This is a genomic window from Saccharopolyspora taberi, assembly GCF_039534165.1.
GTDB lineage: Bacteria > Actinomycetota > Actinomycetes > Mycobacteriales > Pseudonocardiaceae > Saccharopolyspora_D > Saccharopolyspora_D taberi.
Genome location: NZ_BAAAUX010000001.1, coordinates 146552 through 169898, shown reverse-complemented (window position 1 = coordinate 169898; position 23347 = coordinate 146552). Strand labels below are relative to the sequence as shown.

At 65.2% G+C, this 23347-nt stretch carries 46 protein-coding genes; 18 read left to right on the top strand and 28 right to left on the bottom strand.

Annotation, left to right across the window (positions count from 1 at the left end):
• Window positions 1-310: 310 nt before the first annotated feature.
• Complete coding sequence (locus tag ABD691_RS01110) at window positions 311-718, top strand: hypothetical protein (RefSeq protein WP_344677409.1); 408 nt, start codon at window positions 311-313, stop codon at window positions 716-718.
• A 19-nt stretch (window positions 719-737) separates the two neighbouring features.
• On the opposite strand, the gene ABD691_RS01105 is transcribed toward ABD691_RS01110, so the two are convergent.
• Complete coding sequence (locus ABD691_RS01105) at window positions 738-941, bottom strand: hypothetical protein (protein WP_344677408.1); 204 nt, start codon at window positions 939-941, stop codon at window positions 738-740.
• Entirely contained in the window at window positions 938-1090 is a 153-nt protein-coding gene (locus ABD691_RS01100; protein ID WP_344677407.1) for a hypothetical protein, read from the bottom strand. The genes ABD691_RS01105 and ABD691_RS01100 overlap by 4 nt, the downstream gene beginning before the upstream one ends.
• 43 nt (window positions 1091-1133) lie before the next feature.
• On the opposite strand from ABD691_RS01100, the gene ABD691_RS01095 reads away from it, so the two are divergent.
• On the top strand, window positions 1134-1292 hold the full coding sequence (locus tag ABD691_RS01095) for a hypothetical protein (RefSeq protein WP_344677406.1): 159 nt from the start codon (window positions 1134-1136) through the stop codon (window positions 1290-1292).
• Window positions 1293-1357: 65 nt separating this feature from the next.
• Here ABD691_RS01095 and ABD691_RS01090 read toward each other — a convergent pair whose 3' ends face one another.
• Both ABD691_RS01090 and ABD691_RS01085 read right to left on the bottom strand, forming a co-directional pair.
• Window positions 1358-1774, bottom strand: a complete 417-nt coding sequence (locus tag ABD691_RS01090) for a hypothetical protein (RefSeq protein ID WP_344677405.1) — start codon at window positions 1772-1774, stop codon at window positions 1358-1360.
• Between the two features lie 230 nt (window positions 1775-2004).
• On the bottom strand, window positions 2005-2808 hold the full coding sequence (locus ABD691_RS01085) for a hypothetical protein (RefSeq protein WP_344677404.1): 804 nt from the start codon (window positions 2806-2808) through the stop codon (window positions 2005-2007).
• 152 nt (window positions 2809-2960) lie between these two features.
• Between ABD691_RS01085 and ABD691_RS01080 the strand changes: the two genes are divergently transcribed.
• Window positions 2961-3179, top strand: coding sequence for a hypothetical protein (locus tag ABD691_RS01080; protein WP_344677403.1), 219 nt, complete (start codon window positions 2961-2963; stop codon window positions 3177-3179).
• 398 nt (window positions 3180-3577) lie between these two features.
• Here ABD691_RS01080 and ABD691_RS01075 read toward each other — a convergent pair whose 3' ends face one another.
• On the bottom strand, window positions 3578-4009 hold the full coding sequence (locus ABD691_RS01075) for a helix-turn-helix domain-containing protein (protein ID WP_344677402.1): 432 nt from the start codon (window positions 4007-4009) through the stop codon (window positions 3578-3580).
• A gap of 109 nt (window positions 4010-4118) precedes the next feature.
• Between ABD691_RS01075 and ABD691_RS01070 the strand changes: the two genes are divergently transcribed.
• Complete coding sequence (locus tag ABD691_RS01070; protein ID WP_344677401.1) at window positions 4119-4865, top strand: hypothetical protein; 747 nt, start codon at window positions 4119-4121, stop codon at window positions 4863-4865.
• Between the two features lie 9 nt (window positions 4866-4874).
• Here the strand turns inward: ABD691_RS01070 and ABD691_RS01065 are convergent, their stop codons facing one another.
• A complete protein-coding gene (locus ABD691_RS01065; RefSeq protein ID WP_344677399.1) occupies window positions 4875-5030 on the bottom strand; it encodes a hypothetical protein in 156 nt (51 codons plus the stop codon).
• A gap of 61 nt (window positions 5031-5091) precedes the next feature.
• The gene (locus ABD691_RS01060; protein WP_344677398.1) at window positions 5092-5682 is read right to left on the bottom strand and encodes a helix-turn-helix domain-containing protein; all 591 of its coding nucleotides are present in this window, start codon (window positions 5680-5682) and stop codon (window positions 5092-5094) included.
• Window positions 5683-5976: 294 nt separating this feature from the next.
• Between ABD691_RS01060 and ABD691_RS01055 the strand changes: the two genes are divergently transcribed.
• From ABD691_RS01055 to ABD691_RS00990, 14 genes are all read left to right on the top strand, one after another.
• The gene (locus ABD691_RS01055) at window positions 5977-6525 is read left to right on the top strand and encodes a GntR family transcriptional regulator (protein ID WP_344677397.1); all 549 of its coding nucleotides are present in this window, start codon (window positions 5977-5979) and stop codon (window positions 6523-6525) included.
• Between the two features lie 3 nt (window positions 6526-6528).
• On the top strand, window positions 6529-7245 hold the full coding sequence (locus tag ABD691_RS01050) for a GntR family transcriptional regulator (RefSeq protein ID WP_344677396.1): 717 nt from the start codon (window positions 6529-6531) through the stop codon (window positions 7243-7245).
• A gap of 159 nt (window positions 7246-7404) precedes the next feature.
• Window positions 7405-7617: a helix-turn-helix transcriptional regulator gene (locus ABD691_RS01045; protein WP_344677395.1), complete on the top strand. Its 213-nt coding sequence runs from the start codon at window positions 7405-7407 to the stop codon at window positions 7615-7617.
• 57 nt (window positions 7618-7674) lie between these two features.
• Window positions 7675-7932: a hypothetical protein gene (locus ABD691_RS01040; RefSeq protein ID WP_344677394.1), complete on the top strand. Its 258-nt coding sequence runs from the start codon at window positions 7675-7677 to the stop codon at window positions 7930-7932.
• Complete coding sequence (locus tag ABD691_RS01035; RefSeq protein WP_344677393.1) at window positions 7929-8222, top strand: hypothetical protein; 294 nt, start codon at window positions 7929-7931, stop codon at window positions 8220-8222. The genes ABD691_RS01040 and ABD691_RS01035 overlap by 4 nt, the downstream gene beginning before the upstream one ends.
• Window positions 8222-8380 carry a hypothetical protein gene (locus ABD691_RS01030; protein ID WP_344677392.1) on the top strand — a complete coding sequence of 53 codons (159 nt, stop codon included), beginning with the start codon at window positions 8222-8224 and terminating at the stop codon, window positions 8378-8380. Before ABD691_RS01035 ends, ABD691_RS01030 begins: the two co-directional genes overlap by 1 nt.
• Before the next feature lie 2 nt (window positions 8381-8382).
• Window positions 8383-8646, top strand: coding sequence for a hypothetical protein (locus tag ABD691_RS01025; RefSeq protein WP_344677391.1), 264 nt, complete (start codon window positions 8383-8385; stop codon window positions 8644-8646).
• A gap of 19 nt (window positions 8647-8665) precedes the next feature.
• Window positions 8666-9961 (top strand): DUF2637 domain-containing protein, encoded by a 1296-nt coding sequence (locus tag ABD691_RS01020; RefSeq protein WP_344677390.1) that lies wholly within the window; start codon window positions 8666-8668, stop codon window positions 9959-9961.
• Window positions 9961-10389 carry a hypothetical protein gene (locus tag ABD691_RS01015; RefSeq protein ID WP_344677389.1) on the top strand — a complete coding sequence of 143 codons (429 nt, stop codon included), beginning with the start codon at window positions 9961-9963 and terminating at the stop codon, window positions 10387-10389. Before ABD691_RS01020 ends, ABD691_RS01015 begins: the two co-directional genes overlap by 1 nt.
• Window positions 10386-10910 (top strand): hypothetical protein, encoded by a 525-nt coding sequence (locus ABD691_RS01010; protein ID WP_344677388.1) that lies wholly within the window; start codon window positions 10386-10388, stop codon window positions 10908-10910. The genes ABD691_RS01015 and ABD691_RS01010 overlap by 4 nt, the downstream gene beginning before the upstream one ends.
• 25 nt (window positions 10911-10935) lie before the next feature.
• Window positions 10936-11346, top strand: coding sequence for a hypothetical protein (locus tag ABD691_RS01005; RefSeq protein ID WP_344677387.1), 411 nt, complete (start codon window positions 10936-10938; stop codon window positions 11344-11346).
• Window positions 11347-11348: 2 nt separating this feature from the next.
• The gene (locus ABD691_RS01000) at window positions 11349-12800 is read left to right on the top strand and encodes a DnaJ-like cysteine-rich domain-containing protein (protein ID WP_344677386.1); all 1452 of its coding nucleotides are present in this window, start codon (window positions 11349-11351) and stop codon (window positions 12798-12800) included.
• Window positions 12801-12882: 82 nt separating this feature from the next.
• Complete coding sequence (locus tag ABD691_RS00995; protein ID WP_344677385.1) at window positions 12883-14802, top strand: hypothetical protein; 1920 nt, start codon at window positions 12883-12885, stop codon at window positions 14800-14802.
• Window positions 14803-14949: 147 nt separating this feature from the next.
• The gene (locus tag ABD691_RS00990; RefSeq protein ID WP_344677384.1) at window positions 14950-15783 is read left to right on the top strand and encodes a metal-dependent hydrolase; all 834 of its coding nucleotides are present in this window, start codon (window positions 14950-14952) and stop codon (window positions 15781-15783) included.
• An 81-nt stretch (window positions 15784-15864) separates the two neighbouring features.
• On the opposite strand, the gene ABD691_RS00985 is transcribed toward ABD691_RS00990, so the two are convergent.
• From ABD691_RS00985 to ABD691_RS00885, 21 genes are all read right to left on the bottom strand, one after another.
• Entirely contained in the window at window positions 15865-16110 is a 246-nt protein-coding gene (locus ABD691_RS00985) for a hypothetical protein (RefSeq protein WP_344677383.1), read from the bottom strand.
• 1 nt (window position 16111) lies between these two features.
• Window positions 16112-16270 (bottom strand): hypothetical protein, encoded by a 159-nt coding sequence (locus ABD691_RS00980; protein ID WP_344677382.1) that lies wholly within the window; start codon window positions 16268-16270, stop codon window positions 16112-16114.
• A gap of 150 nt (window positions 16271-16420) precedes the next feature.
• The gene (locus ABD691_RS00975; RefSeq protein WP_344677381.1) at window positions 16421-17011 is read right to left on the bottom strand and encodes a hypothetical protein; all 591 of its coding nucleotides are present in this window, start codon (window positions 17009-17011) and stop codon (window positions 16421-16423) included.
• A 279-nt stretch (window positions 17012-17290) separates the two neighbouring features.
• Window positions 17291-17488: a hypothetical protein gene (locus tag ABD691_RS00970; RefSeq protein ID WP_344677380.1), complete on the bottom strand. Its 198-nt coding sequence runs from the start codon at window positions 17486-17488 to the stop codon at window positions 17291-17293.
• Between the two features lie 12 nt (window positions 17489-17500).
• Complete coding sequence (locus tag ABD691_RS00965; protein ID WP_344677379.1) at window positions 17501-17941, bottom strand: DUF3307 domain-containing protein; 441 nt, start codon at window positions 17939-17941, stop codon at window positions 17501-17503.
• Window positions 17941-18207 (bottom strand): WhiB family transcriptional regulator, encoded by a 267-nt coding sequence (locus ABD691_RS00960; protein ID WP_344677378.1) that lies wholly within the window; start codon window positions 18205-18207, stop codon window positions 17941-17943. Before ABD691_RS00960 ends, ABD691_RS00965 begins: the two co-directional genes overlap by 1 nt.
• Before the next feature lie 66 nt (window positions 18208-18273).
• Window positions 18274-18468 carry a hypothetical protein gene (locus ABD691_RS00955; RefSeq protein WP_344677377.1) on the bottom strand — a complete coding sequence of 65 codons (195 nt, stop codon included), beginning with the start codon at window positions 18466-18468 and terminating at the stop codon, window positions 18274-18276.
• A 45-nt stretch (window positions 18469-18513) separates the two neighbouring features.
• Window positions 18514-18705: a hypothetical protein gene (locus tag ABD691_RS00950; RefSeq protein WP_344677376.1), complete on the bottom strand. Its 192-nt coding sequence runs from the start codon at window positions 18703-18705 to the stop codon at window positions 18514-18516.
• 87 nt (window positions 18706-18792) lie between these two features.
• On the bottom strand, window positions 18793-19008 hold the full coding sequence (locus ABD691_RS00945; protein WP_344677375.1) for a hypothetical protein: 216 nt from the start codon (window positions 19006-19008) through the stop codon (window positions 18793-18795).
• 82 nt (window positions 19009-19090) lie between these two features.
• Window positions 19091-19255 carry a hypothetical protein gene (locus ABD691_RS00940; protein ID WP_344677374.1) on the bottom strand — a complete coding sequence of 55 codons (165 nt, stop codon included), beginning with the start codon at window positions 19253-19255 and terminating at the stop codon, window positions 19091-19093.
• A gap of 303 nt (window positions 19256-19558) precedes the next feature.
• Window positions 19559-19717 (bottom strand): hypothetical protein, encoded by a 159-nt coding sequence (locus ABD691_RS00935; protein ID WP_344677373.1) that lies wholly within the window; start codon window positions 19715-19717, stop codon window positions 19559-19561.
• Between the two features lie 113 nt (window positions 19718-19830).
• Window positions 19831-20166, bottom strand: a complete 336-nt coding sequence (locus ABD691_RS00930; RefSeq protein ID WP_344677372.1) for a hypothetical protein — start codon at window positions 20164-20166, stop codon at window positions 19831-19833.
• Window positions 20163-20351, bottom strand: a complete 189-nt coding sequence (locus ABD691_RS00925) for a hypothetical protein (protein WP_344677371.1) — start codon at window positions 20349-20351, stop codon at window positions 20163-20165. The genes ABD691_RS00930 and ABD691_RS00925 overlap by 4 nt, the downstream gene beginning before the upstream one ends.
• Complete coding sequence (locus tag ABD691_RS00920; RefSeq protein ID WP_344677370.1) at window positions 20348-20824, bottom strand: hypothetical protein; 477 nt, start codon at window positions 20822-20824, stop codon at window positions 20348-20350. Before ABD691_RS00920 ends, ABD691_RS00925 begins: the two co-directional genes overlap by 4 nt.
• Window positions 20821-21120: a hypothetical protein gene (locus ABD691_RS00915; protein WP_344677369.1), complete on the bottom strand. Its 300-nt coding sequence runs from the start codon at window positions 21118-21120 to the stop codon at window positions 20821-20823. The genes ABD691_RS00920 and ABD691_RS00915 overlap by 4 nt, the downstream gene beginning before the upstream one ends.
• The gene (locus tag ABD691_RS00910) at window positions 21117-21368 is read right to left on the bottom strand and encodes a hypothetical protein (RefSeq protein ID WP_344677368.1); all 252 of its coding nucleotides are present in this window, start codon (window positions 21366-21368) and stop codon (window positions 21117-21119) included. Before ABD691_RS00910 ends, ABD691_RS00915 begins: the two co-directional genes overlap by 4 nt.
• A gap of 16 nt (window positions 21369-21384) precedes the next feature.
• Entirely contained in the window at window positions 21385-21570 is a 186-nt protein-coding gene (locus tag ABD691_RS00905; RefSeq protein ID WP_344677367.1) for a hypothetical protein, read from the bottom strand.
• A 73-nt stretch (window positions 21571-21643) separates the two neighbouring features.
• On the bottom strand, window positions 21644-22084 hold the full coding sequence (gene ssb, locus ABD691_RS00900) for a single-stranded DNA-binding protein (RefSeq protein ID WP_344677516.1): 441 nt from the start codon (window positions 22082-22084) through the stop codon (window positions 21644-21646).
• Between the two features lie 11 nt (window positions 22085-22095).
• Window positions 22096-22674: a WhiB family transcriptional regulator gene (locus ABD691_RS00895; protein ID WP_344677366.1), complete on the bottom strand. Its 579-nt coding sequence runs from the start codon at window positions 22672-22674 to the stop codon at window positions 22096-22098.
• On the bottom strand, window positions 22671-23060 hold the full coding sequence (locus ABD691_RS00890) for a hypothetical protein (protein WP_344677365.1): 390 nt from the start codon (window positions 23058-23060) through the stop codon (window positions 22671-22673). Before ABD691_RS00890 ends, ABD691_RS00895 begins: the two co-directional genes overlap by 4 nt.
• Window positions 23057-23335 (bottom strand): hypothetical protein, encoded by a 279-nt coding sequence (locus tag ABD691_RS00885; protein ID WP_344677364.1) that lies wholly within the window; start codon window positions 23333-23335, stop codon window positions 23057-23059. Before ABD691_RS00885 ends, ABD691_RS00890 begins: the two co-directional genes overlap by 4 nt.
• Window positions 23336-23347: the final 12 nt, after the last annotated feature.

The following is a 23347-nucleotide window of genomic DNA, read 5'->3' as shown; positions in this document are numbered from 1 at the left end:
GTAGCCAGGGCACCAGTCACCATGCATGGCCCTGTGCTCGGCTACCGCTCTTGCTCTGTGTCTACGTACGTCGTGGGTGCGTGCCCGCTTGGTGGGGGTGGTGGCCCGGTACTGCCGGTCCAGTCGTGGAGCGCAGCGTGCGCAGCGGGACAACCTGACCGCTGGCGCTCTGCAACCTGGAGTGAGGCACGGAGTTGGTGCGCGTCTGGCCATGGCCCACCTGCCTGGAGTAGAACGTAACCGGTTGGGACGTGGCCGCGATGTCGTGGTGAGCGCGACGCGTTGTCGTGCCTTCATGGTGGGAGCACGCATGATCAGCAGGCGGGTCTGGATGGTGGGCGCTGTGGTCGTAGCCCTGACCGGGTGCAGTGGTGGCTCGACTCCCCCGCCAGCTCCGAACCTGCTGGACTACCGGGCTATTCTCGCCGGCGTCTCGCAGCGCCAGGCATGCACCCGGCTCGACATGTCCGCGGCGATGACCGCGTGCCGCGACGACATGGTTCAGGTTCGAGACGCTATGGCTAGGTTGATGCCGACGCTGCCGCACGACCCTGACGGCAGGCTGTACAACACCGCCTCGTCTGCCCGCCTGCGCGCCTCGGACTACCTGCAGGCTGGCTGCGGCATGGGCGACACCGTGACGCCGTCGATGGAGTGCTCGTCGTACTCGAGGGACGCCACGGTCTTCACTGAGAACCTGCTGACCGCAATGCGCTAAGCATGCCGTCCCGCGTCACCTACTCGTCTTCGACTTCCTGCATGCGTGCGCGGAAGTCGTCGGATGCGGAGATGAGCATGCCGACCGCTTCCCACCGCGAGAGGTCTGCACTACGGGTGTTCATGAGGGTGACTTCGCCGTCTTCGGGGTCGATGTACTTGATGCTTGCGACGTAGCCGATGACGATGGCGCCATCGGGAAGGTTGGCGTCGACGACGTTCACTGCAGCCTCCTAGCCAGTTCGTCGAGCAGTGCGTCGATGGCGTGCCCGAGTTCCTCGGTAGCTCGGAGCGCGAGCTGTGCGGTGCGGGCGACGGTGATCCGGTAGGCGATCTGCTCGTGCGGAACGTCGGCGAGGTTGGGCATGGTCACCCCGTCTCGATCGTGTCGCCCTGGTGCCCGAGACGATGCGCTCATGGATGAGTCGGAGCAGGCTCGGCTGCAGGTGGTGGCCGCGGCGGGTGGATCAGCGGCGCACTACGACGCCGAGTCGGACGAGACGGACCAGCAGGCAGCGGACGCGAACCTCGGGGAAGCGTTGGCCCGGTATCGGCGGGCCCTTCTTGAGGAGTAGGTGTCGGTCGCGGGTCCCCTGTCGGCACTCCGAGACGCACAGCCCAAGCGGTCGGAGCAGTCAAGTCAGTCGGGGCAAGGGCCGCTGTGGCTCGTCCACGTGTCCACGCCGCGGTTCGAACCGCACCAGTGCGGCTCAGTCGGGTCTGCTGGCAGGAGTCGCGGCACGTTCGGATAGATGCCCATCGCCTTCTCGACGTTGTTGGCCATGTTCTGCGCGACCGCGATGATGTCCATGTCGCTCCACGGCAGGTCATAGACTGAACCCGGCCATTGCTCGATCGGCAACCCGGACGACTCGAAGCAGGCACGAATGAACGCGTCTCGGAGGTCGCGGAAGGTGATGCCCCTGATCTCCGTCCGGCCACGCTCGCCGTAGGCGGTCTGTGGTTGCCCGTCGTAGGGGCGAGTGGGGTCGAGATGGGCGGCCATGCTGGACGGGTTGATCTGTTCGAGGGCGATCGGCAGCTCTTCGAATTGCATGGATCCTCCTGGGCCAGGGAGAGGGTTTTGCCGACCGCGACTAAGTCCGCCAGCTCTCCGACGTCGGCGAGGATGCACCTCGTGGCGTACAGCCGTGACGGAGTGGAAATGCGAGGAGCCCCCGCGCCACTGAAGGCTGCTGAGGGCTCCTCTGAGACCTACTGATCTCGATCTAACACCAATCTACTGTCGAGATCGCGTTAGCGCAAGAGGGTCGCTGATCACAACCGCTAGGCGGCGGTTTTCGTCAGATCGTGATCGGTCGGGAACAGGATCTCCAACAGGTCCCCCACCCGGTACTGCGGCTTACCTCGCTGGTCCCGCGACCGCACCTTCAGCCTCCCCTGCTGCACGTAGGTGCGGATCGTGCTCGGCGCGGCCTCGACCCCGAGTGCGGCCAGCAGGCCCGACAGCTGCACCGAGTTCGCATGCTCGTGATGCACACGAGCCAGCATCCACTGCCGGCGGGCGTTGACGTCCCACTCGGTTCCGCATGCCCTGCAGCGGGCTGTGGAGCGGTTCTCGCGCCCGTACAGCTCCTCCCGGCACATCTCGCCGTCCTCGAGGTCAGCGGTGCACGGAGCGAGGTAGATACGGCCCGGAGCGAGGTCGACGATCGCCACGGCGCGGCGGATGGAGTCACGAAGCTCGTCCCACAGTTCGTCAGCCGCGGGATGCATGCGGCACCAGGACGGGTGGCGCAGCAGCCACGACGCCAAGCCTTCGAGCGTGTCCTCAGCATCGAACCGACCAGTGCCGTAGTGCTCCCACAGCACCCGCACCCATCCGACGAGCGTGCACCGCAGCTCGTCCTTGCGGTCCCTGGCCTCGGCATTGAACAGGATCGGAGTCTCACTCGCCCGCGTGGCGATGCCGATACCGCGACCGGTGCGGGCTTGCTTCGTGATGGTCACCTCGAGCTCGTCCGCGAGCCACGACACCGACCGGAGCGCCTGCTCAACCTCGCCCCAACACCCCGAGCAGAGCAACGCGTCCTCGACCGGACGACCACAGTTCGTGATGCAGGTACTCACCGCTACCCCCTCGTGATCAGCTCACTCGTTCGGAAGGTAGCAATCGGGTGGGGACAACCAGCCGCATCGCCTGTAGCGAGCACGCCACCAGTCTCGATACCTGATCGTCAGCAGCGGCCACCCTGGGGCGCTGCACGAACCGAAGGGCACCCATGGCCTTCCCCGAGAGCGTTCCCGACTTCATCCGACGGGCAGCCGACCGGCTCGACTCGCCGACCGAGAACACGCCGACCAACCACGGCGTCACCGCGGAATGGCTCCGCACCGCGGCGGACCGCTGGGACGCCGGCGAGGAGACGAACGGGCACGCGATGGAGCGGGCCTCGTTCATCCTGCAGGAGGGCTACGTGCAGGTGCATGTGGAGCTATAGCCGACGCATGGAGCGCCCCGACCACTGATGGTCGGGGCGTTTTGCTGTCTTCGTCGAGAGCTGAACAACATAGTCGCAGGTCAGAGCAGCATCACTGAGCATTCACTGAAGGCTCACTGAATGCTCAGTGAGTGCGCAGTGAGCCTTCACTGGCGGAGGGGAGGGGAGAGGAGGGGAGATGGAGCAGTGGAGAAGGAGTGGAGGGGGTCTTCGCGTGCGCGCACGCGAGCCACGACCCCAGAAGCCCCGTTCGGAGCAAAGTTGGCGCCATGAACAGGAAAGGGCCTGAGATCGCCCAGGATGCTCGACAATGCTCGATCCGCAGTCCATGTACCCCTACGGCCCGATAGGCGATCAGCGGCCAAACTGGGGGCATCTACGGGGCATCGCTGACGACGTCACTGATCGGCATCCAGCGGTTCACGCTTCGGCGGCTCCCGGTCCGGATCCAACATCGCGTCGATCGTCGCCAAGACCGCAGCCTGTTGAGCGGGCGTCAGCCGAGCAACTTTTGCCGCGATCTCTGGCCCCGTGATGCTCGCCGTCGGCTCCAGGTCCGGCGCGTCGATCGCCGGGTCGTAGCCAGCCGCCTCCAGCGCCTCCCGAGGGTCCGCGTGCACAGCACGAGCTGCTTTCACGACCATGTGGGGAGCCGGGTGGTATGGCCTGCCGTCGCTGCGGCGGCCGCGCTCGATGTTGTGCCACTGACCCTTGCTGACGCCGGCGCGCTCGGCTGAACCTGCGATGCTCAAATGTCGACGCTTTCGGGCGGCGATCAGCAGGTCACCGAGCGGGTAGGGCTCGCTTCCGGAGGCGTCAGTGGTCGTCATGGGCGCCAGTCTGGATCATCCCGCAGTGCTGCTACAACGCTTCGGTCCGCCACTCGTCCGTGTGGCTCCCCATTCGGCCGCTACCAAGCACAGAATCGACCACGGAAGCATGGGCGCCATGTGGAATGAACAAGACCAGCAGCTCGTCCGTATCGAGGCGCACGGCAAGAAGTTGCAGGACTGCTCGTTGAACGCCTCCGAGCAGGTCGTTGACCTCGTTGGGCAACGGTGCTTGAACAGGTGGGCGACGAACCTCTTCCCGCTTGCCTGCCAGACCTGCCGTGCACCGCTCGTCGAGTCCGCAGACATAAGCGCTGATGAGCTCTCCGGGCGCGACAAGGTACTCCTGAGCCTGCATCACGCTGAGTGTCGTGTTTCCTCGACGACCCCAGAGGAAGGGGTCGACCTCTGGGCGGCGACGACGTCTACCGCGGTCACCGTGGTCGGAGACCCCGGCGATGAACTCGCGCTAATCGTGATCAACCCTTCGTGTGAACAGCTGCTAGTCCAGAAGGGCGCGTTCGGGAGGTGGCGCAATGCGACCCTCGATATGTTCATCGACCTCGGGTTCAAAGCCTCAACAGGCACGTTCCCTGGCATGACCGACACTGTAGAAGCTCAGCTCGACGGGAACCGTATGACCGTAAAGGTCGTCGCTGACCTTCCGGGTCACACGGTTCCCGTCTCTCGTTCCTGGTCGCTTAGCGTGGAGGAGGAAACTCGCCGCAAGATAGCGCGAAGCTCTTATGTCGCCGTGGCAATGACCACAAAGACGCTGCCCACGCTTCTTAGCGACCTCACTCCGGCATTCAACGATCCCGAAGCTGTGTCGATCGGCGTCCCATTGACGCGCTGAGCTGAGGCGTCACGCCCTGATCTTGTTGGGTTGGGGCGTGACGACTGTGTACGTTACGCCGCCGTCAACGTTGCGACGTTCGACGAGTTCCTTCTGCGGTAGGGCGCTGTCGCCGGTGCTCAGATGCTTGTTCCATGTCGTGGCTACCTGATCAATGTTGGACATGCCTGTTCTCCATTCTTCATTGAGGTTGACCCGCAAGCTGCCCTGCGGGGGTTTCGGGGATTCACGCTGCTGCACGTCTGCCAGCCAGGATCTTGTTGATGACGGCCTTCGGGTGCACGCCGTTGGAGAGCATCCCAAGCGCGGTCCTCTCGTCGCAGCCCTCGAAGCCGTGCACGGCGTGCTCGATGCGTTCGAGGTCGTCCTCGTAGTCCCAGTCATCGAGGTCGGGCGCAGGCTCCACGCGCAGCGTTGAGCCCGATGCAGAGACATCGGAATGTTCTGAGGTTGGTCTATTACCCATGGTCTGTTGGTCTGCCACGGGCGTCAGGTGGGTATCGCCACCAGTGGCAGGCGCTTTGCCATCGGTGTCAGGTGCTATCGGGTGAACCGACGCCTCGGCTGGCAACGTCAGCCGGTAAACCGTGCACAGCCCTTTCGCCCCTCGTTGCCCTCTCGGGACCTCGGAGACATCCAGGATGTAGCCGCGGTCTGCCAGTTGCTTCAGCGACCGGTACACGGTGCGTTCCGAGGTCTTGCACTCACGCGCAAGCGTCTCCTTCGACGGGAAGATGTTGGTTCCGTCAATGCGCCCGTGGGCAGACAGCACCATGGCTATAGCCACGTCTGTGGTGGTGAGCTCGTCATCAGCCATGATCGCGTCCCACCATCGGTACCGGAGTGGCCTGCTACCATCGCGCTTGTCACGTTCTTTTGAGTCCCGGCCGGTACCAGCGGCCGGGACTCGTTCGTTTGCGGTCACGCTCTCTCCTAGATCAATCCCGATCCATTGGGTCTCCTGGTCGTGCGACACCGGGGCGTGCGGGGTGACGTGTTGCAACGGCCTGGCATACAGCCCGTGACCAGCGGGAACCGGTGGCCCCCTCACACAGATATGCGATCCTTGTCGCTGTACCGCTATGGCGATAAGGCTGAGAAGGGGGAGACCGTGTCTGAGCAGCTCGGAGGCTGGGTGGAGGCGTCCACGCAGTACCTCACTCCACGCAGCGGTGCCCACGGAGACACGTGGGCCGGCGAAGCTTCGAAGCACGGCCAGTCCGGTACGCAGGTGCTTCGAGAGGTCGCCGAGCTTGCCCCTCCCCTCGAAGTGACGGAGGCGCTCGGGCTTGCAGAGGGAGAACTGGCCGTCGTGCGGCGTCGGACGATGCTGCTCAACAACACCCCGGTCGAGCTGACCGACTCCTACTACCCGACGCCGGTAGCTGGCGGCACTGCGCTCGCCGAGCACCGGAAGATCCCTGGCGGCGCGGTGGCACTCCTTGCCGAACGCGGGTTCACCGCAGCCAAGGCTGTCGAGGACGTCACCGCACGCCCAGCAACGCCTGATGAGGCAGACGCGCTCCAGCTTCCTCCCGGCGCCTTTGTCCTCGTGCTGGACCGCACCTCCTACACCGCGGATGGCACTCCATTCGAGTCGGCTCACATGGTCATGAACCCGGTCGGTCGGCGCCTCCGCTACGAGATCACGATGGGTTGACCTGTGGCCAAACGAACCGATGACCGACCACGGCACGTACAGATCGCCGCGCACCTCCGCTCTCGGATCCTGTCGGGCGATTACGAGCCAGGAACCAAGCTGCCGTCCACCCCCAAGCTGATGGAGTGGTTCGACGCCGCGAGCGTGACCGTTCAGCGCGCCATCTCGATGCTGAAAGCCGAGGGCTTCGCCACTAGTCGTGCTGGCGCCGGCGTGTACGTGCGAAACCGACAGCCGTTCGTCGTTGACGTAGCGAACTACTACGCGCCGAGTCCCGGCGGCTACAAGTACGAGCTGCTGGAGGTGGACGAAGTCGCACCGCCGGCCGACGTGGCCCAGGTGTTCGGGCTCGCGGAGGGCGAGACGGCCATCCTTCGGAAGCGGGTGATGCGCTACGACGGAGAACCGGTTGAGATGAGCTGGAGCTACTACCCGCCTGATCTGGCGAGGGGTACCGCTCTGGCCGAGCACGGCAAGGTACGAGGCGGAGCGCCCCGCGTGCTGGCCGACCTCGGCTACCCGCAGCGTTACTTCGACGACGAGGTATCCGTCCGTGCGCCGGAGACCGACGAGGTGGTCCTCCTGGATCTGCCGTCCGATGTGCCAGTGATCCGCCAACTGCGAGTCATCTACTCGGACAACGAGCGCCCGGTTGAGGCTTCCGTGCTGATCAAGGGCGGACACCTGTACGCGCTGCGGTATCGACAGCAGATCCACTGACACCTCCCTCCGGCGCCAGGCCCCCGACTTCGGTCGGGGGCCTTTTTCCTGCTCAGGACCATCTTCCTTCTTCACCTTGTCACCTTACACAGAATGCGCTAAGGTTCCAACCAGAGCAAGGAACGCAAACCTCGCAACACGCCTCGGGAGGAGGACTCAATGCAGAACAAGCCCGGATGGCTGCGACTGAAGGACGTCGCGCTGCGACTGGGTGTCAGCCGCAGCACGGCGCTGACGCTGGTCAAGGCGGGATCGATTCCCGGCGGCAGGCAGCTTCGCGATCGGGGCATGTGGCTCGTCCACGAGCCGACGTTCATCGCCTACGAGGCGTCCGTCGCTCCCGCCCCCACTGCGGCTCCAACCGCCGCATGAAAAGAGCCGCCCGGATGCGACCCGGACGGCTCTCAAGACCCCTGAAGGGATCACCAAATGTTCCCGAAGCCTAGCACCCTGACCGAGGGCTACAGCGAGACAACGACCACCGCAGTCGTCCCGCTGGTCGACCTGAGCCAGCAGTTGGCCGTGGCCCGAGAAACCCACGTCGACCACGACGGCATCACCGCCGAGGTGTCGCTGTCGGCAATCGACGACGCCGGATGCGTAGTCGACACCCTGACCGTCACCCGCGAAACCGCGGTTCACCTGGCGATCGCGCTCATCGAAGCCGCGCTTGGAGGTGCCCGATGAACGCGATGCACCTTCTCAAAAGGCTCATTGACCACACCCCGCCGAAGCCAGCGACCCCACTGGACGAGCAACTGATCGACGCCGCCCGGGTCCTGACCGCCACCGACCGGGAACTCGCCGTTGAGGTGGCCGACGTGATCGCGATCAGCCGGGGCGAGATCTCCGACTCGCTCTACGCCGTGTTCGAAGACCTGCTGGTCACGTTGCGGTGGCACGAGGAGCACCCGGACGAAGAGCACGTCGCAGATGCCCGAGCGCTGCTGGCACTGATTCGAAAGGTGGCCATCTGATGTCCACCCGCCGAGCTGACGGCCAGCCCGAAACCGAAGCCGACACCAAGTTCTTCGACCTCCGCGCCGAGGGCTACCTCGGCCCGATCGACCAGGACGGCAACCCCGTCACCGACGGCGAAGCCGTCGAAATCCTCAACCGCCTCCAGGAGGGCTGATCGTGTCCCAGCAGCAGAAATTCGAAGACCTCGCCGCATCCATGCTCCGAGAGGCCAAGCAGCACAGCGGACCCCGTCGCGACAACCTGCTGTCCGCCGCCGACCTCGCCACCACCGTGGCCCGAGCCGCGAAGAACCCCAACGCCCCCGAGCAGCACCTCGACTCGATCTACGACGAGTTGACCCAGTACGCGAAGTGGCCCTACGGCAATGCGTTGGAGACCGCCACGCGCTACCTCGCCCTGATCAAGAACCACATCAACTGACGAAGAAGGGAGCATCACCGTGACCACCAAGAAGCGCGGACGCGGCCTCGTCTGGTTCGTCGCGCTGGCCGCCGCAACCCTCCTCGGCCTCGTGGTCGTCTTGACGCAGGTCGGCTTCTACCGGGAAAACCTCGGCGACTCCACCCCCGTGGAATGGCTGCCGCAGCTCGACCTCGCGTACCTGACCCCGATCGCCGTCGAGGGTGTGGCGTGGGTGTTCACGGTGATGGTCGCCTTCGCGGTCGTCAACAACCGCCCCTCCGGTCGCTACGAGCGGCTGATGTGGCTCTTCTCGTCCATCGCGGCCGGCGTCAACGGTTGGCACAACATCCATGGCGGCGACTGGCTGACCGGAGTCGTGCTCGGTGGCATGTCGATCGCTGGCCCGCTGATCGTGCACATGACGCTCCGGTGGGACCGGGACGCGCAGCAGGACCGCACCGCCGAGCAGATCCGTCGAGCAACGATCGAGCGTACTGTGCGTGCTCTGCGGCGCGGCGCCCAGGTGGGCCGGCACCCGATCTACTCGTGGCGGGCGTTCAGCATCGCAACGAACCTCAACTGCCCGTGGGACAGCGCCTACAGGATCGCACTCACCGGCCAGTACAAGGCCGTGCACGCGGTTCTCGTGCAGCAGGTGGCCCGCTCCTTGCCGACCGTGCGCACACCCGAACTTGAGAGCGTGCACGAGGACGACGAGTTGCCCGTGCACGGCACGGTTGGGGCTGACATCTTCCCGGCGTGCACGGACCCGTTGGTCGCTGATCTGCACGACGTGCACGACACCCGTGCACTGTTCGCGATCTGGGGTGTGCACGACCCCGTGCACGAAGACCGTGCACGGCAGGAGACCAGCGAGAACGACCGTGCACAGGACAGTGCACCGGAGGCCGTGCACGACTCCGACGAAGAGCGTGCAAACGACACCGTGCACGGCGTGCACGACCAGGACGTGCACGGTGCACGAGACGCTCTGCACGACCGTGCACCGAAGCGTGCACAAGGCAGTGCACGGCGTCGTGCACAGGACCGTGCACCGTCGAAGTCCGAGCGTGCACAGCACACCTCGAAGGGTCGTGCACGGGAGGTCGTGCACGCCCGTGCAGAGCGGCAGGACGAGACCGCTGCACGGTTCTGGCACGCCGCCCGTCGGCGCGGTGTCGACATCAGTGCACTGACCCGTGCACAGGTCGTCGAGCGCATCGGCATCAACAACACGACCGCGGTGACTCGCGGGTTCGCGAAGGCCGAGTCGGGTGAGTTCCCGGACCCAGGCGAGCAGTCCGACGAGCGCGAGTGGTTCGGGGAGTCGTGATGCCGACCGCACGCCGAACCCCCCGCAAGCTTCGCCGGTTCCAGCGGGCAGCCGCGTTCCACAACGCCCGCGCCACCACCGCCAGCACCCCGGCCGCGCAGTTCAGGGCCGCCGCTGACGCTCTGATCTCCGCAGCGAAGCACACCAGGAACATCAAGCAGGTGCGTGACCTGCGTCAACAGATCGCGCAGCACGCGAAGTGGGCGCTCGAAGCGTCGGGCGCCAACGACAAGAGCCGCGCCCACGGGGAGCAGACGCTCGCCAAGCCCGGCAGCGAGTCTCAGCGGCTCGGGATCGCGGTGATGGTCCTGCAGGGAGCCATCAACGCGCTACCGGCCACCGAGCGTGACAGCAAGTTCGAGTTCTACATCGAGCAGTTCAAGTCCGAATCCAGTCGGATCGACACGTTGGGAGGTGTCCGGTTATGACGATCCCGAACCCCTGGGGCGAGGCCCAGAAGTCTCTGCAGGAGCCCGAAAACGGGGATCAATGGGCGCGTGAGCGTGCGCGTGAGCACGCGGGCGCGGGAGAGTACACGGCCGAAACTGATGCCGCTACCGACAACAACGTGTCCTGGGGTCCGTGGCCCGCGCAGTCGGATCCGGCGGGTGACGGAGCGCAGTCGACGGAGATCGCTCCCCGCCCGACGACTGGCGCGTTGGTGAAGGTCAGCGAGTTCGGTCGCGACGCATGGAAGTCGGCGAAGGACGTCTTCGACGGCACGGTGTACCGAACCCGACCGTCCGCTCCTCGTGACCGTGTGGAGCGGTGGCGCCGGGCGGAGTGGGCCGGCGACGTCGACACGCTCCGTCGCGTCGGCAAGGTCCTCGGCCTCCTTCCGCTCGTGCTGTCGCTGCTGCTGGATGCGCTGCGGTGGCTGTGCACGCCGCTGCGGTTCTACGTGACTTCGACGATCGTCCTGATCGTCGCCTTGATCATCATCCTCTGATCACCCACACCCGAAGGGAACTGTCATGTCCTGGGCAATCCTGATCACCGCCATCGGTCTCATCTGGGTCATCTGGAAGCGCAAGAAGCTCGCCCCGTGGTGGCTGAAGGCAGCACTCGTCGCCATCGCTGGCTGCGCGCTCGCCGATGTCGCCCTCGGCGCCTGGCTCGCCAACCGGCTGATGGACCTGCTGAGCAACATCCCCGGTGTCCCCCCGACTCTGATCGTCGGCGGCGCCGTGCTGGTCGGCCTGCTGTTCGTCTTCTACGCAATCTGGGTCGACAAGTCGGCGGACAAGCGGGAGATGGTCGTGCTGTTCCTGCTGCCGACCCTGTTGCTGCCCGCAGTCGGACCGCTGGCAAACGCTGGCGAGAGTGCGACTGCTGGCACTAACGAGATCTCGTCCGGCTCGATCGGCCGTCTGATCGGAGGCTGACAGTGGAAGCGCTGCTGCTCCTGGCGATGGTGCTGTCCGCAGCGGTCACCCACGCCATCGACAAGAGCAAAATCCGCTCAAAGGCCGTCTACGACGAGTACAGGCAGCGGGCACAGGATCGGGCCGCTGCACGGGAGAAAGCCCGCGAGGAGGCTGCTCAGGCTTGGGAACAGCGCCTCCAGGACGCTCGCTCAACCGGCCCCCGTGCTCCGCTGTGGTGGGCGTACAGCGGCGGGATGGTCATCGCAGGCACAGCGGCGGCGGTAGTCGCCGGCGCTACGGGCGCGCTGACGGGACTCGTGCAGGGCGCTGCGGGCGGCTGGATCGTCGGCCGCGAGGGCGGTCGTCAGGGCTGGAGCTTCGTCGAGCGGTGGGCGGAGTGGCGGCGTCGTCATCCTCGTACGCCGATCGAGATGCAGCAGTGCGCCCGCTGCGGGGGCTACACCTCCGAGCAACTGATCGAGGTCGCCCCGTATGGGCGGGTGTGCAACGACTGTGTCCCTGCGGCGACTCCCGAACCGCCGCCGAAACCGACTGACGACGAACCCGAGGACATCGTCCACGAGCGTCCCGGCCAGCCGCATTCGAGCAGCGACGAGAAGCCGCGATGTGCACGTGGATGCGGTAGGGCGGCCGACGAAGGATCCACGGTTTGCCCCGTGTGCTTCTTCGCCGAGGAGATCCGCAAAGAGCGTGCGAAGCGTCCCGACAGTTGGTGGGACGAGACAGCCGAGCGGCCATGCCCGGCCTGCAACGGCCAGGGAAAGGTGATCATCGGCGGCCACCTGGTGCGGTGCCAAGAATGCCGCGGGTGGGGCGTGTACCCGACCCCTGACGGCACCCCGCCGCCCTCGTGCAACGGGAAGTGCAGCAACTCGAACCTCGACCCGACTGAGGCGATGAAGCGGGGCCTGTGCCCCGACTGCGGTGGCCTCGGTGAACTCATCACGAACTTCGGCGGCGAGCACAGGCACGTGCCGTGCGGCAAGTGCAAGGGCTCGGGTGGGTACAGCGGTCCGCCGCCGCGAGAGCAGAACGAGAAGCCCGAAACGATCCGAGTGACCGCAGAGCGCGTGTACCCGGACCAGAAAGAAACCGAACCGAAAGGAATCGAGAACACCATGACCGCACTCGAACCCGCCACCAGCCAAAACATCGACGACAGCGGCGAGGGCTACAGCTCAACCGTCGCCAGCCTCGAAGGACTCGCCAATCTGATGAAGCAGGTCCACGAGAAGGTCACCAACCTCAACGAGAGCCTGACCGCGAACTCCATGGACATCGACACCCTGTCCAAGCTCAGCGACATGACCGACGAGATCGAATCGGTCGCGGAGAAGGCGGCGGATCTGCACCGGCACGTGTCGGACCGTCACGGCGGGCTGGCGACGGCCACGGCAGAGGCCGGCGGGTCGCAGAACGTGGCGACGAAGACGTTCTACGACGACATCTGATCTGCCGGGTGTGTGTCCCGCCTCGACATCGGCCGAGGCGGGGTGCAGACCCGGACAGGCCGGGGCAGTGAAGGAGGTAGCTATGACCGCGGCAACGCAGGTCGAGTCCGGGCCAACCATCGACCAGGACCAGGACACGGGCGGCGAACAGAAGTGGGGACCAGAAGCGCTGCGACTAGCACGCCGATACCGCAACTCACTCATTCCCGTGGCTGCGATAGCTGCAACCTACGGAGTCGGCGCGACCGCTGCCGCTACCGAGATGCCAACAGACCTCGTACCACTGGGTATCGGCGCGATCGGTGCTGGGGGCGCCTACATGTACGCCGCGAAGCACACCAACGGCGTCCAGAAGGTGTACGCCGGGATCGCTGCGGTGGCGTCGGAGATGTTCCAGCTCGGTATCGGCGTGTTCGGTGGTAGTTCGTTGGCTGCCGCGATGATGTTCGTCGTCGGCTCGGCGCTGTCTCTTCCGTGGTGGATCAAGCACTCTGAACCAGACCCGGATGTCACCGCGGAACAAGCCTTCGCGGTGAAGGCAGAGCAATCGCGACCGGTGCTGCCCGCAGCCGAGGTTCCGACTCAAGAGGCTCCGGCTGAAGAGGAAGTCGTTGTTACGCTGTGGGACAAGCACCTTGGCGCGAGCGGCAAGCGCCTCGCCGGCTCTCAGCTCACCAACGTCGAATCGTTCGAGTACGGATGGACTGGACTCGTAGAGCTGCAGACCGAGGACCACTGGCACCAGATCCTCGGCGTTACCAAGACCGTCGCCAGCGTCTATGACCTGCCCGACGGGCGAGTGTTCCCAGAAGCCACAGGGACTTCTGTGCGTCGGGCCAAGCTGACGGTCATCGAACGCGACCCGCTGGAAGAGGTAAGGCGCTGGCAGGGCCCCGGGCTGAATGAGAGCGGGACGTTCCCGCTGATGACCCCGGCGGATGGCGGGGAGCCGCTGCGCTACCGACTGTGGACCCCTGGAGGAGGCGCAAACCACGGCCTGATATCGGGCGGCACACGGTCAGGCAAGTCGAAAGTCTTGGATGTTGCGCTGACGGAGTGCGCGATGTCCCTGATCACCCGGCCAATGATCATCGACGGTGGTGGCGGCGGATCATTGGTGCAGTGGCTTGGCCGCGTCGAGGAGTACGCGACAAACCTGAATGATGCCAAGGAGCTGGTCAAGTACCTCCTGAACCTGGCGTCGAAGCGGCGTCCCGCGCTGATCGACCAGGGTGGCGGGTCGATCGAACCGTCCGAGGAGCATCCGCTTGTGCCGCTGTTCATCGACGAGGCGCACGAGTTCCTGATGGCCGACAAGGAGTTCGTGAGGTTGTGCGAGCGGTACGCGCAGCAACTCGCCAAGTATGCGTTCGGGCTGCACCTGTCGACCCAGGTTCCCTCGCTGGAGCAGCTGGGCGGCTCGGGTGCGCTGCGCGGCCAGTTGAAGACCGGCACGATCGTCGCTCTGCGGATCACCGAGGGCTCGAACCAGTCGATGATCTCCGTCGGGCACCCTCTCCCGGAGAAGTTGAAGGACCTTCCCGCGGAGTTCTCTAACGGACAGCCGACTCGCGGCCTCGGATACGTGATGACCGCGGAACGGAAGATCCGGTCCCGGGCGCTGTACCTGGAGAACCCAAAAGACTTTCCCTTCGTCGACGTGCCGCTGGAGCCTGCGCTGCGAGCTGTTCCGGTGCCGACGATGACGGCGCCTGGAACCGAGGAACTGGTGACGCCCGAGGACGTCGATGTCAGCAACAAGATCGCCGACGCCATCGCCGAGGGCATCGAGCCCTCCGACATCCACGGCCTGATGCAGGCGACCGGATGCACGCTGGGCCAAATCAAGCAGGCGGTCAGCAAGTGGGGATCCGGCGCGTCCTCGGTGGACGATCTCGTCGCGCACGCATTGGCGGACGGTTGCGCGAAAAACCCGGTCGACATCATGCAGGCAACCGGGCTGTCGCTGGGGCAAGCACGGGAAGTGCTCAAGCGGTTCTGATCACGTCCGGTTGAAAAGCCCGGTGATCATCGTCATCGCACGCAAGACGAGCAGCCGGTCCATTTCCTCGTTCTTCATGCCAGGGAGATTGCGAACCTCGTCGTTCAAATTCAGGGCCATTCAACAAGATTAGAGGGTGAGTGCGACATGGAGGCAGGCGGACACGCATGCACCGGCGCATTGGCAGGTGCGCTGACGAGTTCGGCGATCGGCGGACTCACAGGTGCCGAGCTCGGCCCAGCAGGGACCGCGGTCGGCGCGTTACTCGGCGCCGGCGCGGCACTCCTACCCGACCTCGACGCTGACGGCGCCACCGCCTACCGCTCAGGAGGCACTGTCACCCGCCTCGTCGGCGAAGGGTTCCAGGCATTGGCCCGCACCGCATACCGCGGAACCCGCCTCCCCCACGACCCGCCTGGCGACGGCGAACACCGCGGCCTGGTCCACACCCCGGTGTTCGCCGTCGGACTCGGGTTGCTCGTCGGACTCTGCGCGCTCATCACCCCGTTGCTGACTGCGGCCGTGATGGTCCTCGTCCTCGCCCCCGGCATCAGCGCACTTTCCCGGAGCGGTCCGCGGTGGGTCCGCCAGCAACTCCACACCCACCGCGACCTTCCCGCGATGTTCGTCGCGATCCTCATCGCCGCGAGCCTGTGGATGTCGGGGGCCATGGTCGATCTCGGTTGGTACGCGGGAGCGAGCATCGCCGTGGGGATGGTGGTGCACTCCGCCGGCGACTCCGCGACCCGCAGCGGCATTCCGTGGTGCTGGCCGTTCAGGCGGGCTTGCGAGAAGTGCGCGATCAAGGGCCAGTGCGCTGGCTCGCGGTGGAGGCGGTCGCACATCCTGCCCGAGGCCCTTCGCTGGCGAGTCGGATCAGCATCCGGCAAGCGCATCGAGCGGGGCATCGAGATGGTGTGCCTGCTGGCTGTGACGTGGCTGCTGCTGCCCGACATCGCAGCGATGATGCATCTCGCCTGATCTCAAATCGCAGCTCGCCCCGACCGACGATGGTCGGGGCGAGCTGCTGCGTTTGGTTCTGGAGGCACAGCGATGTCGAAACTACAGTGCCGTGCCAGCCTTCAGCGCGGCCTTTCCCTCGGGAGAGTTTGGGTGTGCTATGACGGGAATCGGCCCCGTCCCTGGCATCGTCAGCGTCTCCACGAGAACGAAGGCACTGTCCCACTCCACCCACACAAGTGTCTCGTCCACCTTCGTGATCGTCGTCAGATGCACGTTCTGATAACCATCAACACCCTCCTCCCAGTACACGACCTCAACACCGGGCTGCAGCCAGTCAGGTGCCATCTCACTTGCCTCCAAAGGTCTGGTGGATGCTGCCGTGGTTGTCGCCTTGGATGATCGTAGCCCCGTCTCCGGTGATGACCGGAGCATTTACATCGCCGTCATGCCGGCTGGACTGGACGACGTTGTTGGCGTCGCCCTCGTTTCGGTTGTCGTTGCTCACTGCTCCTCCTCAGAGCGAGTGTGGATGTCCTTGCGGTCGACGGTGTTCATTGGATCCTCCAGAATTCGATCGTGCGCGCCGCTCGTTCGTCGGCTCGTGCCCCGACCAGGTCCGAACCTGGTGCACACCCGTGAGGGCCGGGGCTGTGGGTCAGTCCCCGTCCCACCCGCCCGGTTCCCACGAGAACGGGCGGAGGTGAATGATGCGTTGAACAACGTGCGCAACCGGTTCGGCAGGGTCGCGGCCGTCACGAACAGCGCTCAGAATCGATGACGTGCCACCTTGCAAGGTCCCATACAGAACGACAGGTTCCGTGCTGCCGTGGGGCAGCTCTCCGGGCAGCGTCGCCAGGCTCATCGACCGCAGCCACAGCGTGGCTGGAGTCGGTCCCGTGTCGAACGTGTGGCGGATGAATCCGACGGTGGTGGCGACGAACATGGGGGCGTCGTCGCACTGGACCATGTTCATGGTCATCACCTTCGGGTCGTCTCGGGTTCGGTAAGCAAGCCCTCGCGGTTGCATCTCCGACAGCCGCGGTGTGCTGGCCAGCCATATTGGAAAGCCCGTCCCGCGATTCTTGTACCGATAGTCGAGTACCCGGGCGTGGACGACTATCTGGTCAACCAGGCTGCCTTCGCCATCGCGCACCCTGGTAGCCAAGTCCACGACCTTCTCGATCAGGTCCTCGTGCCCGAGCTGAGCGGCGGTCTCGAACATCGGTCGCCAGTCTCGTTCGACCATTCTCATGTCCTCCTTGTTTAGTTGCGCGTGCTCTGGTCCCGTCCTGAACGGCGCCGCCCCCACGTGGCGGTAACCAGAGCCGATGTGGTCACTCCGACTGGTACTCGACTCGCCACGTCGGATGGCACGGCGTGGAGCGGGATTCGCCATCGAACCTGACCAGGAGATGCGCATCCCGGAATCCGGTGATTCGGCCTGACTGCCCATCCACCCTGACGCTCATACCTTGCTTCGCTGGCACCCCGTAGTAGCGACGCACGTACTCGGCAGATCCCTTCGTCATGACATCGCCGCCTCGGCAGCCTGCTGCAATGTCTGCGCGGCCTTCTGCCACGCGTCATACGCGGAGTACGCAGCTTCGGCTGCTTGCTTCACTTCACCCTCCAGATCATCGATCGAGAGCCACCGTTCCTCGATCACGCGTGCCGCGCCCTCTTCGAGGATGTTGTCCAGCGTTTCGTTGGTGTTCTCGTTCACCGATCCTCCTCCTCAGATCGTGGCCGTGATAACCGACGCAGCAGCGAGGCATACCCGGTGCGCCCACTGGTCCAACGCGTATGCCCCCGTTCCCAGCGACGGGTTGTCATCCCGCCCCGGCCGCGGCGCACCCAGTCGGTAGAACTCGGCCTTGCCGATCACGCTCATGGCCGTCGCGAACCACGGCCTCCGGTCGATCACGACGTGCGTCGCCGCCGAGAACACTTGCCCCAGCACGAACCCCAGCGGGCTGTACTCCACATCGGGCAGCAGGCCCGCCAACAGCACCAGCGCCGACGTGCACACCGTGTACGTGCCAACATGCCCCAGCAGCGCCCGCCAGTCGTGGCCCTTGTTCGCTGCCTGCCAGCCGGTCTGCACGGGGTGGTCGCCGGTGTCGTGGCCAATGCGCATGGCGAGGTACACGGCGATGATCGTGATCGTTGTAACCATCACGCCACCGCCAAAGTCAGCCGGGGAATGCTCTGGCTGCGGCGCAGTGCCCGCCGCTCCTCCGGGGTCATGCCACCCCGGACCGTGGTGTCGTCCTCCTGGGCGATCGCGCCCTGCAGGCACTCGTCGACCACGGGGCAGCCAGCGCACACGGCCTTCGCCGCCTCCGCCTGGACCGCACCCGGTCCCTCGTAGGACGCCGGTGCGAACAGCTCCGGGTCCATGTCCTGGCAGGCTGCATCAGCCCGCCAGTCCTGTGTCAGCATTGCGTTGCTCCTCTCGTGGAGTGAAGGGGGTCGGGTGGGCCGCGAAACTCAACCCGACCCCCGTTCTCAGTTCTTCGCTCGCAACTTCTTGACCACGTCTCCGACCTCGACCAGCGCGGTCTCAAGCTGGGCCGCTCGATCGGAATAGCCAGCGGTCATGAGGTTCCGTGCCATCTCCAGCAGCACGCGATCAACCGCGTCGCGGCTGTCGTGGTCTACGTGGATGCCACACAGTTCGCTCAGCACCTGGGACTCGCTCACTTCTCCTCCTCGTAGTGGTGATGGCGCGTTGGTCAGCACGAGCTATCAGTGGTGCCGCTGGAACCCAGCCGCTCCGCCGGGATAGTGCTCTTCGATCGCTTCGACGATGTCCCGATCCGACGCGGACCGAGGATTGATCATCAGAACGTCGGAGCAGACCTCATCCTCAAGCCAACTCAGCATGTCCTGAAGGGTGCTTTCGTCGTTCAGCAGCGTCGTGATCTCGTTCTCGTCCATTGATGTCCCACTCCTTCTTGCTCTCGATGGCCTCAGCCCGGTTGGCAGACAACTCCCAGCAGACTGGGTGCTCTTGTGACCGCCGGGTCAGTGCTTGAGCGCGGCGAGTTCGTCGGCGCCCAGGTGCTCACCCAGCAGTGCGTCGATCTGCTCGTTGTCCAGCGCCTCCACAATCCCGGTGATCTCCGACTCCAGTTCGTCGGCCGACATCTCCCGGATCGCCTTCTCGGCGTCTGCGGTCGAGGCGTAGTTCCACTCCAGAAGCTGAAGCTTCGCTGCGTTGCTGAGTTCCGTCTTGGCCATCGGGACTCCTGTGGTCGGTGAATGTGGCCCGGTTGGGCAGAAAACCCGCACCGCTGGTGCGGGCTCTCGTGACCGCCGGGAGCTACGCCAGTTCGACCCAGTCGGCGGGGATGTCGTCGACTTCGTCGCCGTGGTCGTCGGCCATGTCGATTTCGCGGATCGTGGCCGGTTCGTCGTCGCCCGGGTTCTCGTAGACGACGACGCGCAGGACGTCGGGGTTGTTGGGATCGCGGAAGATCTTCAGCATTTCGGGCTCCTTGGTTGGTGGTGTTGACCCAAACGGCTCTCATCTCAATCAACACAACCATGATTACACATGTGGATATCCACAGGCAAGATGCTTTTTGGCGCCCGGGCAACTAGTGGATACCCACATGTGATACTTGACCCATGACAGACCGACACCGGCAGCCCAGCATCCTCATCCGCTGCGACCCCGACCTCCGCGACCGCTTCACCACAGCCGCCCAAGAGCGAGGCATCGACCGCGTCGCCCTGATCCGTCAGCTCATGCGCTGGTACGTCGGCGACGGTCCGCTACCCGAGCGACCTACAGGCGCCGCTCCACGAGATCCCCATGCGGGGTCATCCACACATCCGGGTGAGTAGACCGCAGGTACCGCTCGGCATGAGCCCTGACGTACGGGCCGGCGAACGCCACCGCGACCTTGATCTTGTCGTCCCAGTCGAGGAACACCGGGACCGCCACCGGGTCGCCACAGTCTGGGCATGGCACCTCAACGACTTCGGTTTCGTGTTCCTGGGGGTACGGGGCGTCACCATCCATGATCGGAGAGTCCCGCACCCCACCGACATCACGCCTCACTCAACGGGCCCTCGGAGTCGAGCAGGTAGAACCACGGACGCACGCCTTCGAACTCTTGGCTCGTTCCGATACTTCCGCCGATCGTTCGACGACATCCGGTACATACCTTGCCCCGACTTCTGGTGCAACCACACCGCACCATCGAGGTCGGTGACCTTCTTCGGCGGCGGCAACGGAAGCTCGTCACCTGGTCCCCAATGGCGACGGTCGGGATCACGCTCACGACGACGCTGCGCGATCAGAATGCGGGCATCCCGCTGTGCCGTCTCTGAGTCGCTTCCAGCGTCGATGGCGGCGAACACCAGATGGCCCCATTCCTGCGCGTCGTTCACGCCGCCCTCCTCTGCGCGCCCTCGGCCGGGTTAAGCCCGAGCATGTCCAGCAGCATCGCCAGATCCCCCGCGTCCGTAGCCAGCATCGCCGCCTGACGCGTCGCCTGACGCCGATCCGCGGGCGTTACCGGACGAGACGGCGTCTGCGACAAAGCGTCCTTGTCGTACCAGCACTTTCCAGTCACGCTGCTGACTCCTCGCTCGTCCCGTACCCCGCTGCGATGAGCAGCGGCACCAGATGCCCCAGCTCCATGCGCACCGGACGGGTCGCTGAGGCACCCATGTACTCACCCGAGCTACGAGGCAGATCCATCAGCTCGGACACCATGAGCCACGCCCACCAACGAGCCGGATCCGCCTTGCCCGGACGGCGCTGCACCAGAATCCCCACTGCGGCATCAGACTTGAACGACTGCTCGGCGACTTCCTCCATCCATCCGGCGATGTCCTCGCGAGCGGTGTTCTTCACCTGAATCACCACGCCGGGGATACCAGCAATGTCGCCCGGATCAGCGACTTTCCGGCCGCCGGCGTTGAACCCGGTCCGCACAGCCCGCTCCGCCTGCGGGAAACCCACGGTGCGGAGGTAGCGGGCCACAGCACGCTCAGCATCAAGGCCACGACGGCGGTTCGACCTTCCGCGCTCCGACGCGTTCACGATTCCATCTCCCGATCCAGGCGCTCCAGTTCCCACGAGATCTCCGTCATCACAGGACCAACCCAGGCATTCGCCCGCCCTTCCGGCAACTGCCGAAGCAGCCGCAGGTACAGGTCGCGCCCTCGTTCAGTGATCCGGCACGCCCAGATGTCACCGCTGTACTCGATCAGCCCAAGACGGGCGGCATCAGCGCAGAACTTGCTCAGCCGCAGGAAACTCCCGAGGTGTCGGAAGCTCTCGTCTTCCTCGGCTACCGACTTGACCACGGCGGCTACGTGCACGTCACTGGTGATCACCTACTACCTCCAGGCTCCGTCAACTCCACGGTCCCTCCGGCAAGGCTGGCTGCGATTCGCTGGGCCACGTACTGCGTTGCGTCGAAGCCTTCGACATCAGTCACGTGGTCAACACGGATCACAATTTCGGTTCCGTCATCGTTCGCATACTCGCCGCCGATCACGTACGTGCCGGGTTCTAGACGTTCGCCTCCCTCGCCCTGCGGCTCCGTGAGAGTGACGACCTGGTAGACGTCGGTGATGTCCATGTCTCTCCTTCGTTGCTCAAACGATCTCGACGAGCGCGTCCTCATCCATCGGCTCGTCACGCGTGCTGTCGGTAGTGACCAGAACTTGTCCGTCAGGGGCCCCGTCGATAGCGTGGCGCACGCCGTGGACGCGGTCCCATGATTTGTCGGGACGAACGATCTGCTGGCCACTGAGTAGGTTGCGTGCCTTCCGGGATGCCATTCCCTGCTCCTCTCATTGGTCGGGCGGGCAGTGCACCGACCGGAGGCGATGCACCACCCTCTCGACCCGGCGATCAGAAGGGAGGCTCGTCGCTCCAGCCGCCCCGGCCAGCGGGCGTCGGCGCACTCCCCCACGGAGCCGAACCGCCCGACCCGCCAGAGCCGTTGCGCTCGACCTTGTTAACCGTGACCGTCACGAACCTGACGTTCGGCCCGATGGAATCGATCAGCAACGCCGGCGCCGACCGCTTCTGCCCGGTCTCCCGGTCCTCCCACTGGTCCGTCTTCAAACGGCCAGTGACCACGACCTCCATGCCCTTCGACAGGGACTCCGCTCCGTTCTCGGCGGCCTCGCGGAACAGCGTGCCGCGCACGAAGAAGCTGTCGCCGTCGACCCAATTCCCCGACTCGTCCTTCCGGCGGGCGTTGAACGCCAGCGGCACCGTCAGCACCGCCACCCCGGACTGCGAGAAACGGATCTCCGGGTCCGCGGTCAGCCGGCCAACACCGGTCATCGACGGCAAACTCATGCTGATCTCCTGTCCTGAATGACAGACTCCTCGACGAGAAGGGTGATTCGATAGCGGTTCTTGAAAGCCGAGTCGACGGATCGCCACGCGCCACCCCACAGCCCCTGATCGCGAGCAGCAGTGGCCTGATCCCCACAGCGCTGCCGCATCGGGCACCTGGCGCAGTACACGCGGGCAGCTCGACAAGCACGCTCCGGGATCCCCTGCTCGCCCTCTGCGGGGAAGAAGTCGGTGAGGTCCGCGCCAGCGCAAGCAGCGTTCTCAATTACGCCGCGGTCCGCAACGATCGACTGCGGCGCCGTGCCGGGGAGGATGATCGTGTCGCTGCGCTCCTGATGCTGCCTGCAGATCCGGCACCGCCGAACCAACTTCCCGTGCGACATCCGGCGCTCGGTGCTGACCTCAGTCCACGGGTGTCCGTTGATGCAGGTGTTTTCACGGTTTGCCCGCCGTCTGCGACTGACCTGAGCGTTGCGGCAAGTACGGCATCGTGGAGGCAGGGAACCGTTGCTGGCGGTGTTTTCGGGGGTGCGTGGGTGTTCGCAGCGAAACAGCGGGGTGATGGTGGTGGTCATCGCTGGCCACCTCGCGGGGTGTCGCCGTGGATGACGATTCCGAGGGTGTTGAGGACGGCGTCGGTCTGCGACATCCAGCCCTCGACGTGGGTGCGCTCGAGGGTTTCGGCGATCGTGCGGCGAACCACTGGGGAGTACGTGTCGGGGAGGGGGCTGTTGCCGCGGAGGTTCGCGATGAGCCTGTCGTAGGCGGCCTGGAGCCCGGTCAGCGTCTCCTCGAGTTCGGCGACGCGCTTCTCGGCACTCTTGGCGCGTGCGCTCAGGACGTCAACTGCTTCCCGCAGGGCGTCGCTGACGGCTTCCTCGTAGGACAGCCGGTCAACGATGGGCTGCTGTGCGGCGTCTTCCCGCGCCCAGTCGGCATGCGGGTCGTAGGACTGGGTCATGACCGAACCTCCTGTCCCTCCTGGAGGAACAGGCGCATTACCGATGCTGCGGCTTCGGAAAGCATCTCGTCCACGATCAAATCAGCCTCGTATACGTCGCGGATGGTGAACTCGATTGAGGCACGGTCCGGAAGGCGCAGGATGGCCGCGGCGATCTGGTCCTTCGATCGCTGGGAGTAGGCGAACGAGTCCAGTGCTTCCGACACCACTTCCCGGATCTCAGCGGGCAGCGGAGTGTTCGCCAGGTAATCCTTGGTCTCGCGGTAGTCGCTCATGACAACTTCTCC

Excerpts from the sequence above, each read along its gene's own strand:
- ABD691_RS01110 (WP_344677409.1), top strand. The coding sequence starts at position 311 with ATGATCAGCAGGCGGGTCTGGATGGTGGGCGCTGTGGTCGTAGCCCTG.
- ABD691_RS01095 (WP_344677406.1), top strand. The coding sequence starts at position 1,134 with ATGGATGAGTCGGAGCAGGCTCGGCTGCAGGTGGTGGCCGCGGCGGGT.
- ABD691_RS01090 (WP_344677405.1), bottom strand. The coding sequence starts at position 1,774 with ATGCAATTCGAAGAGCTGCCGATCGCCCTCGAACAGATCAACCCGTCC.
- ABD691_RS01080 (WP_344677403.1), top strand. The coding sequence starts at position 2,961 with ATGGCCTTCCCCGAGAGCGTTCCCGACTTCATCCGACGGGCAGCCGAC.
- ABD691_RS01075 (WP_344677402.1), bottom strand. The coding sequence starts at position 4,009 with ATGACGACCACTGACGCCTCCGGAAGCGAGCCCTACCCGCTCGGTGAC.
- ABD691_RS01070 (WP_344677401.1), top strand. The coding sequence starts at position 4,119 with ATGGGCGCCATGTGGAATGAACAAGACCAGCAGCTCGTCCGTATCGAG.
- ABD691_RS01065 (WP_344677399.1), bottom strand. The coding sequence starts at position 5,030 with ATGTCCAACATTGATCAGGTAGCCACGACATGGAACAAGCATCTGAGC.
- ABD691_RS01060 (WP_344677398.1), bottom strand. The coding sequence starts at position 5,682 with ATGGCTGATGACGAGCTCACCACCACAGACGTGGCTATAGCCATGGTG.
- ABD691_RS01045 (WP_344677395.1), top strand. The coding sequence starts at position 7,405 with ATGCAGAACAAGCCCGGATGGCTGCGACTGAAGGACGTCGCGCTGCGA.
- ABD691_RS01040 (WP_344677394.1), top strand. The coding sequence starts at position 7,675 with ATGTTCCCGAAGCCTAGCACCCTGACCGAGGGCTACAGCGAGACAACG.
- ABD691_RS01035 (WP_344677393.1), top strand. The coding sequence starts at position 7,929 with ATGAACGCGATGCACCTTCTCAAAAGGCTCATTGACCACACCCCGCCG.
- ABD691_RS01030 (WP_344677392.1), top strand. The coding sequence starts at position 8,222 with ATGTCCACCCGCCGAGCTGACGGCCAGCCCGAAACCGAAGCCGACACC.
- ABD691_RS01015 (WP_344677389.1), top strand. The coding sequence starts at position 9,961 with ATGCCGACCGCACGCCGAACCCCCCGCAAGCTTCGCCGGTTCCAGCGG.
- ABD691_RS01010 (WP_344677388.1), top strand. The coding sequence starts at position 10,386 with ATGACGATCCCGAACCCCTGGGGCGAGGCCCAGAAGTCTCTGCAGGAG.
- ABD691_RS01005 (WP_344677387.1), top strand. The coding sequence starts at position 10,936 with ATGTCCTGGGCAATCCTGATCACCGCCATCGGTCTCATCTGGGTCATC.
- ABD691_RS00995 (WP_344677385.1), top strand. The coding sequence starts at position 12,883 with ATGACCGCGGCAACGCAGGTCGAGTCCGGGCCAACCATCGACCAGGAC.
- ABD691_RS00990 (WP_344677384.1), top strand. The coding sequence starts at position 14,950 with ATGGAGGCAGGCGGACACGCATGCACCGGCGCATTGGCAGGTGCGCTG.
- ABD691_RS00985 (WP_344677383.1), bottom strand. The coding sequence starts at position 16,110 with ATGGCACCTGACTGGCTGCAGCCCGGTGTTGAGGTCGTGTACTGGGAG.
- ABD691_RS00975 (WP_344677381.1), bottom strand. The coding sequence starts at position 17,011 with ATGGTCGAACGAGACTGGCGACCGATGTTCGAGACCGCCGCTCAGCTC.
- ABD691_RS00965 (WP_344677379.1), bottom strand. The coding sequence starts at position 17,941 with ATGGTTACAACGATCACGATCATCGCCGTGTACCTCGCCATGCGCATT.
- ABD691_RS00960 (WP_344677378.1), bottom strand. The coding sequence starts at position 18,207 with ATGCTGACACAGGACTGGCGGGCTGATGCAGCCTGCCAGGACATGGAC.
- ABD691_RS00950 (WP_344677376.1), bottom strand. The coding sequence starts at position 18,705 with ATGGACGAGAACGAGATCACGACGCTGCTGAACGACGAAAGCACCCTT.
- ABD691_RS00945 (WP_344677375.1), bottom strand. The coding sequence starts at position 19,008 with ATGGCCAAGACGGAACTCAGCAACGCAGCGAAGCTTCAGCTTCTGGAG.
- ABD691_RS00940 (WP_344677374.1), bottom strand. The coding sequence starts at position 19,255 with ATGCTGAAGATCTTCCGCGATCCCAACAACCCCGACGTCCTGCGCGTC.
- ABD691_RS00910 (WP_344677368.1), bottom strand. The coding sequence starts at position 21,368 with ATGGACATCACCGACGTCTACCAGGTCGTCACTCTCACGGAGCCGCAG.
- ABD691_RS00905 (WP_344677367.1), bottom strand. The coding sequence starts at position 21,570 with ATGGCATCCCGGAAGGCACGCAACCTACTCAGTGGCCAGCAGATCGTT.
- ssb (WP_344677516.1), bottom strand. The coding sequence starts at position 22,084 with ATGACCGGTGTTGGCCGGCTGACCGCGGACCCGGAGATCCGTTTCTCG.
- ABD691_RS00895 (WP_344677366.1), bottom strand. The coding sequence starts at position 22,674 with ATGACCACCACCATCACCCCGCTGTTTCGCTGCGAACACCCACGCACC.
- ABD691_RS00890 (WP_344677365.1), bottom strand. The coding sequence starts at position 23,060 with ATGACCCAGTCCTACGACCCGCATGCCGACTGGGCGCGGGAAGACGCC.
- ABD691_RS00885 (WP_344677364.1), bottom strand. The coding sequence starts at position 23,335 with ATGAGCGACTACCGCGAGACCAAGGATTACCTGGCGAACACTCCGCTG.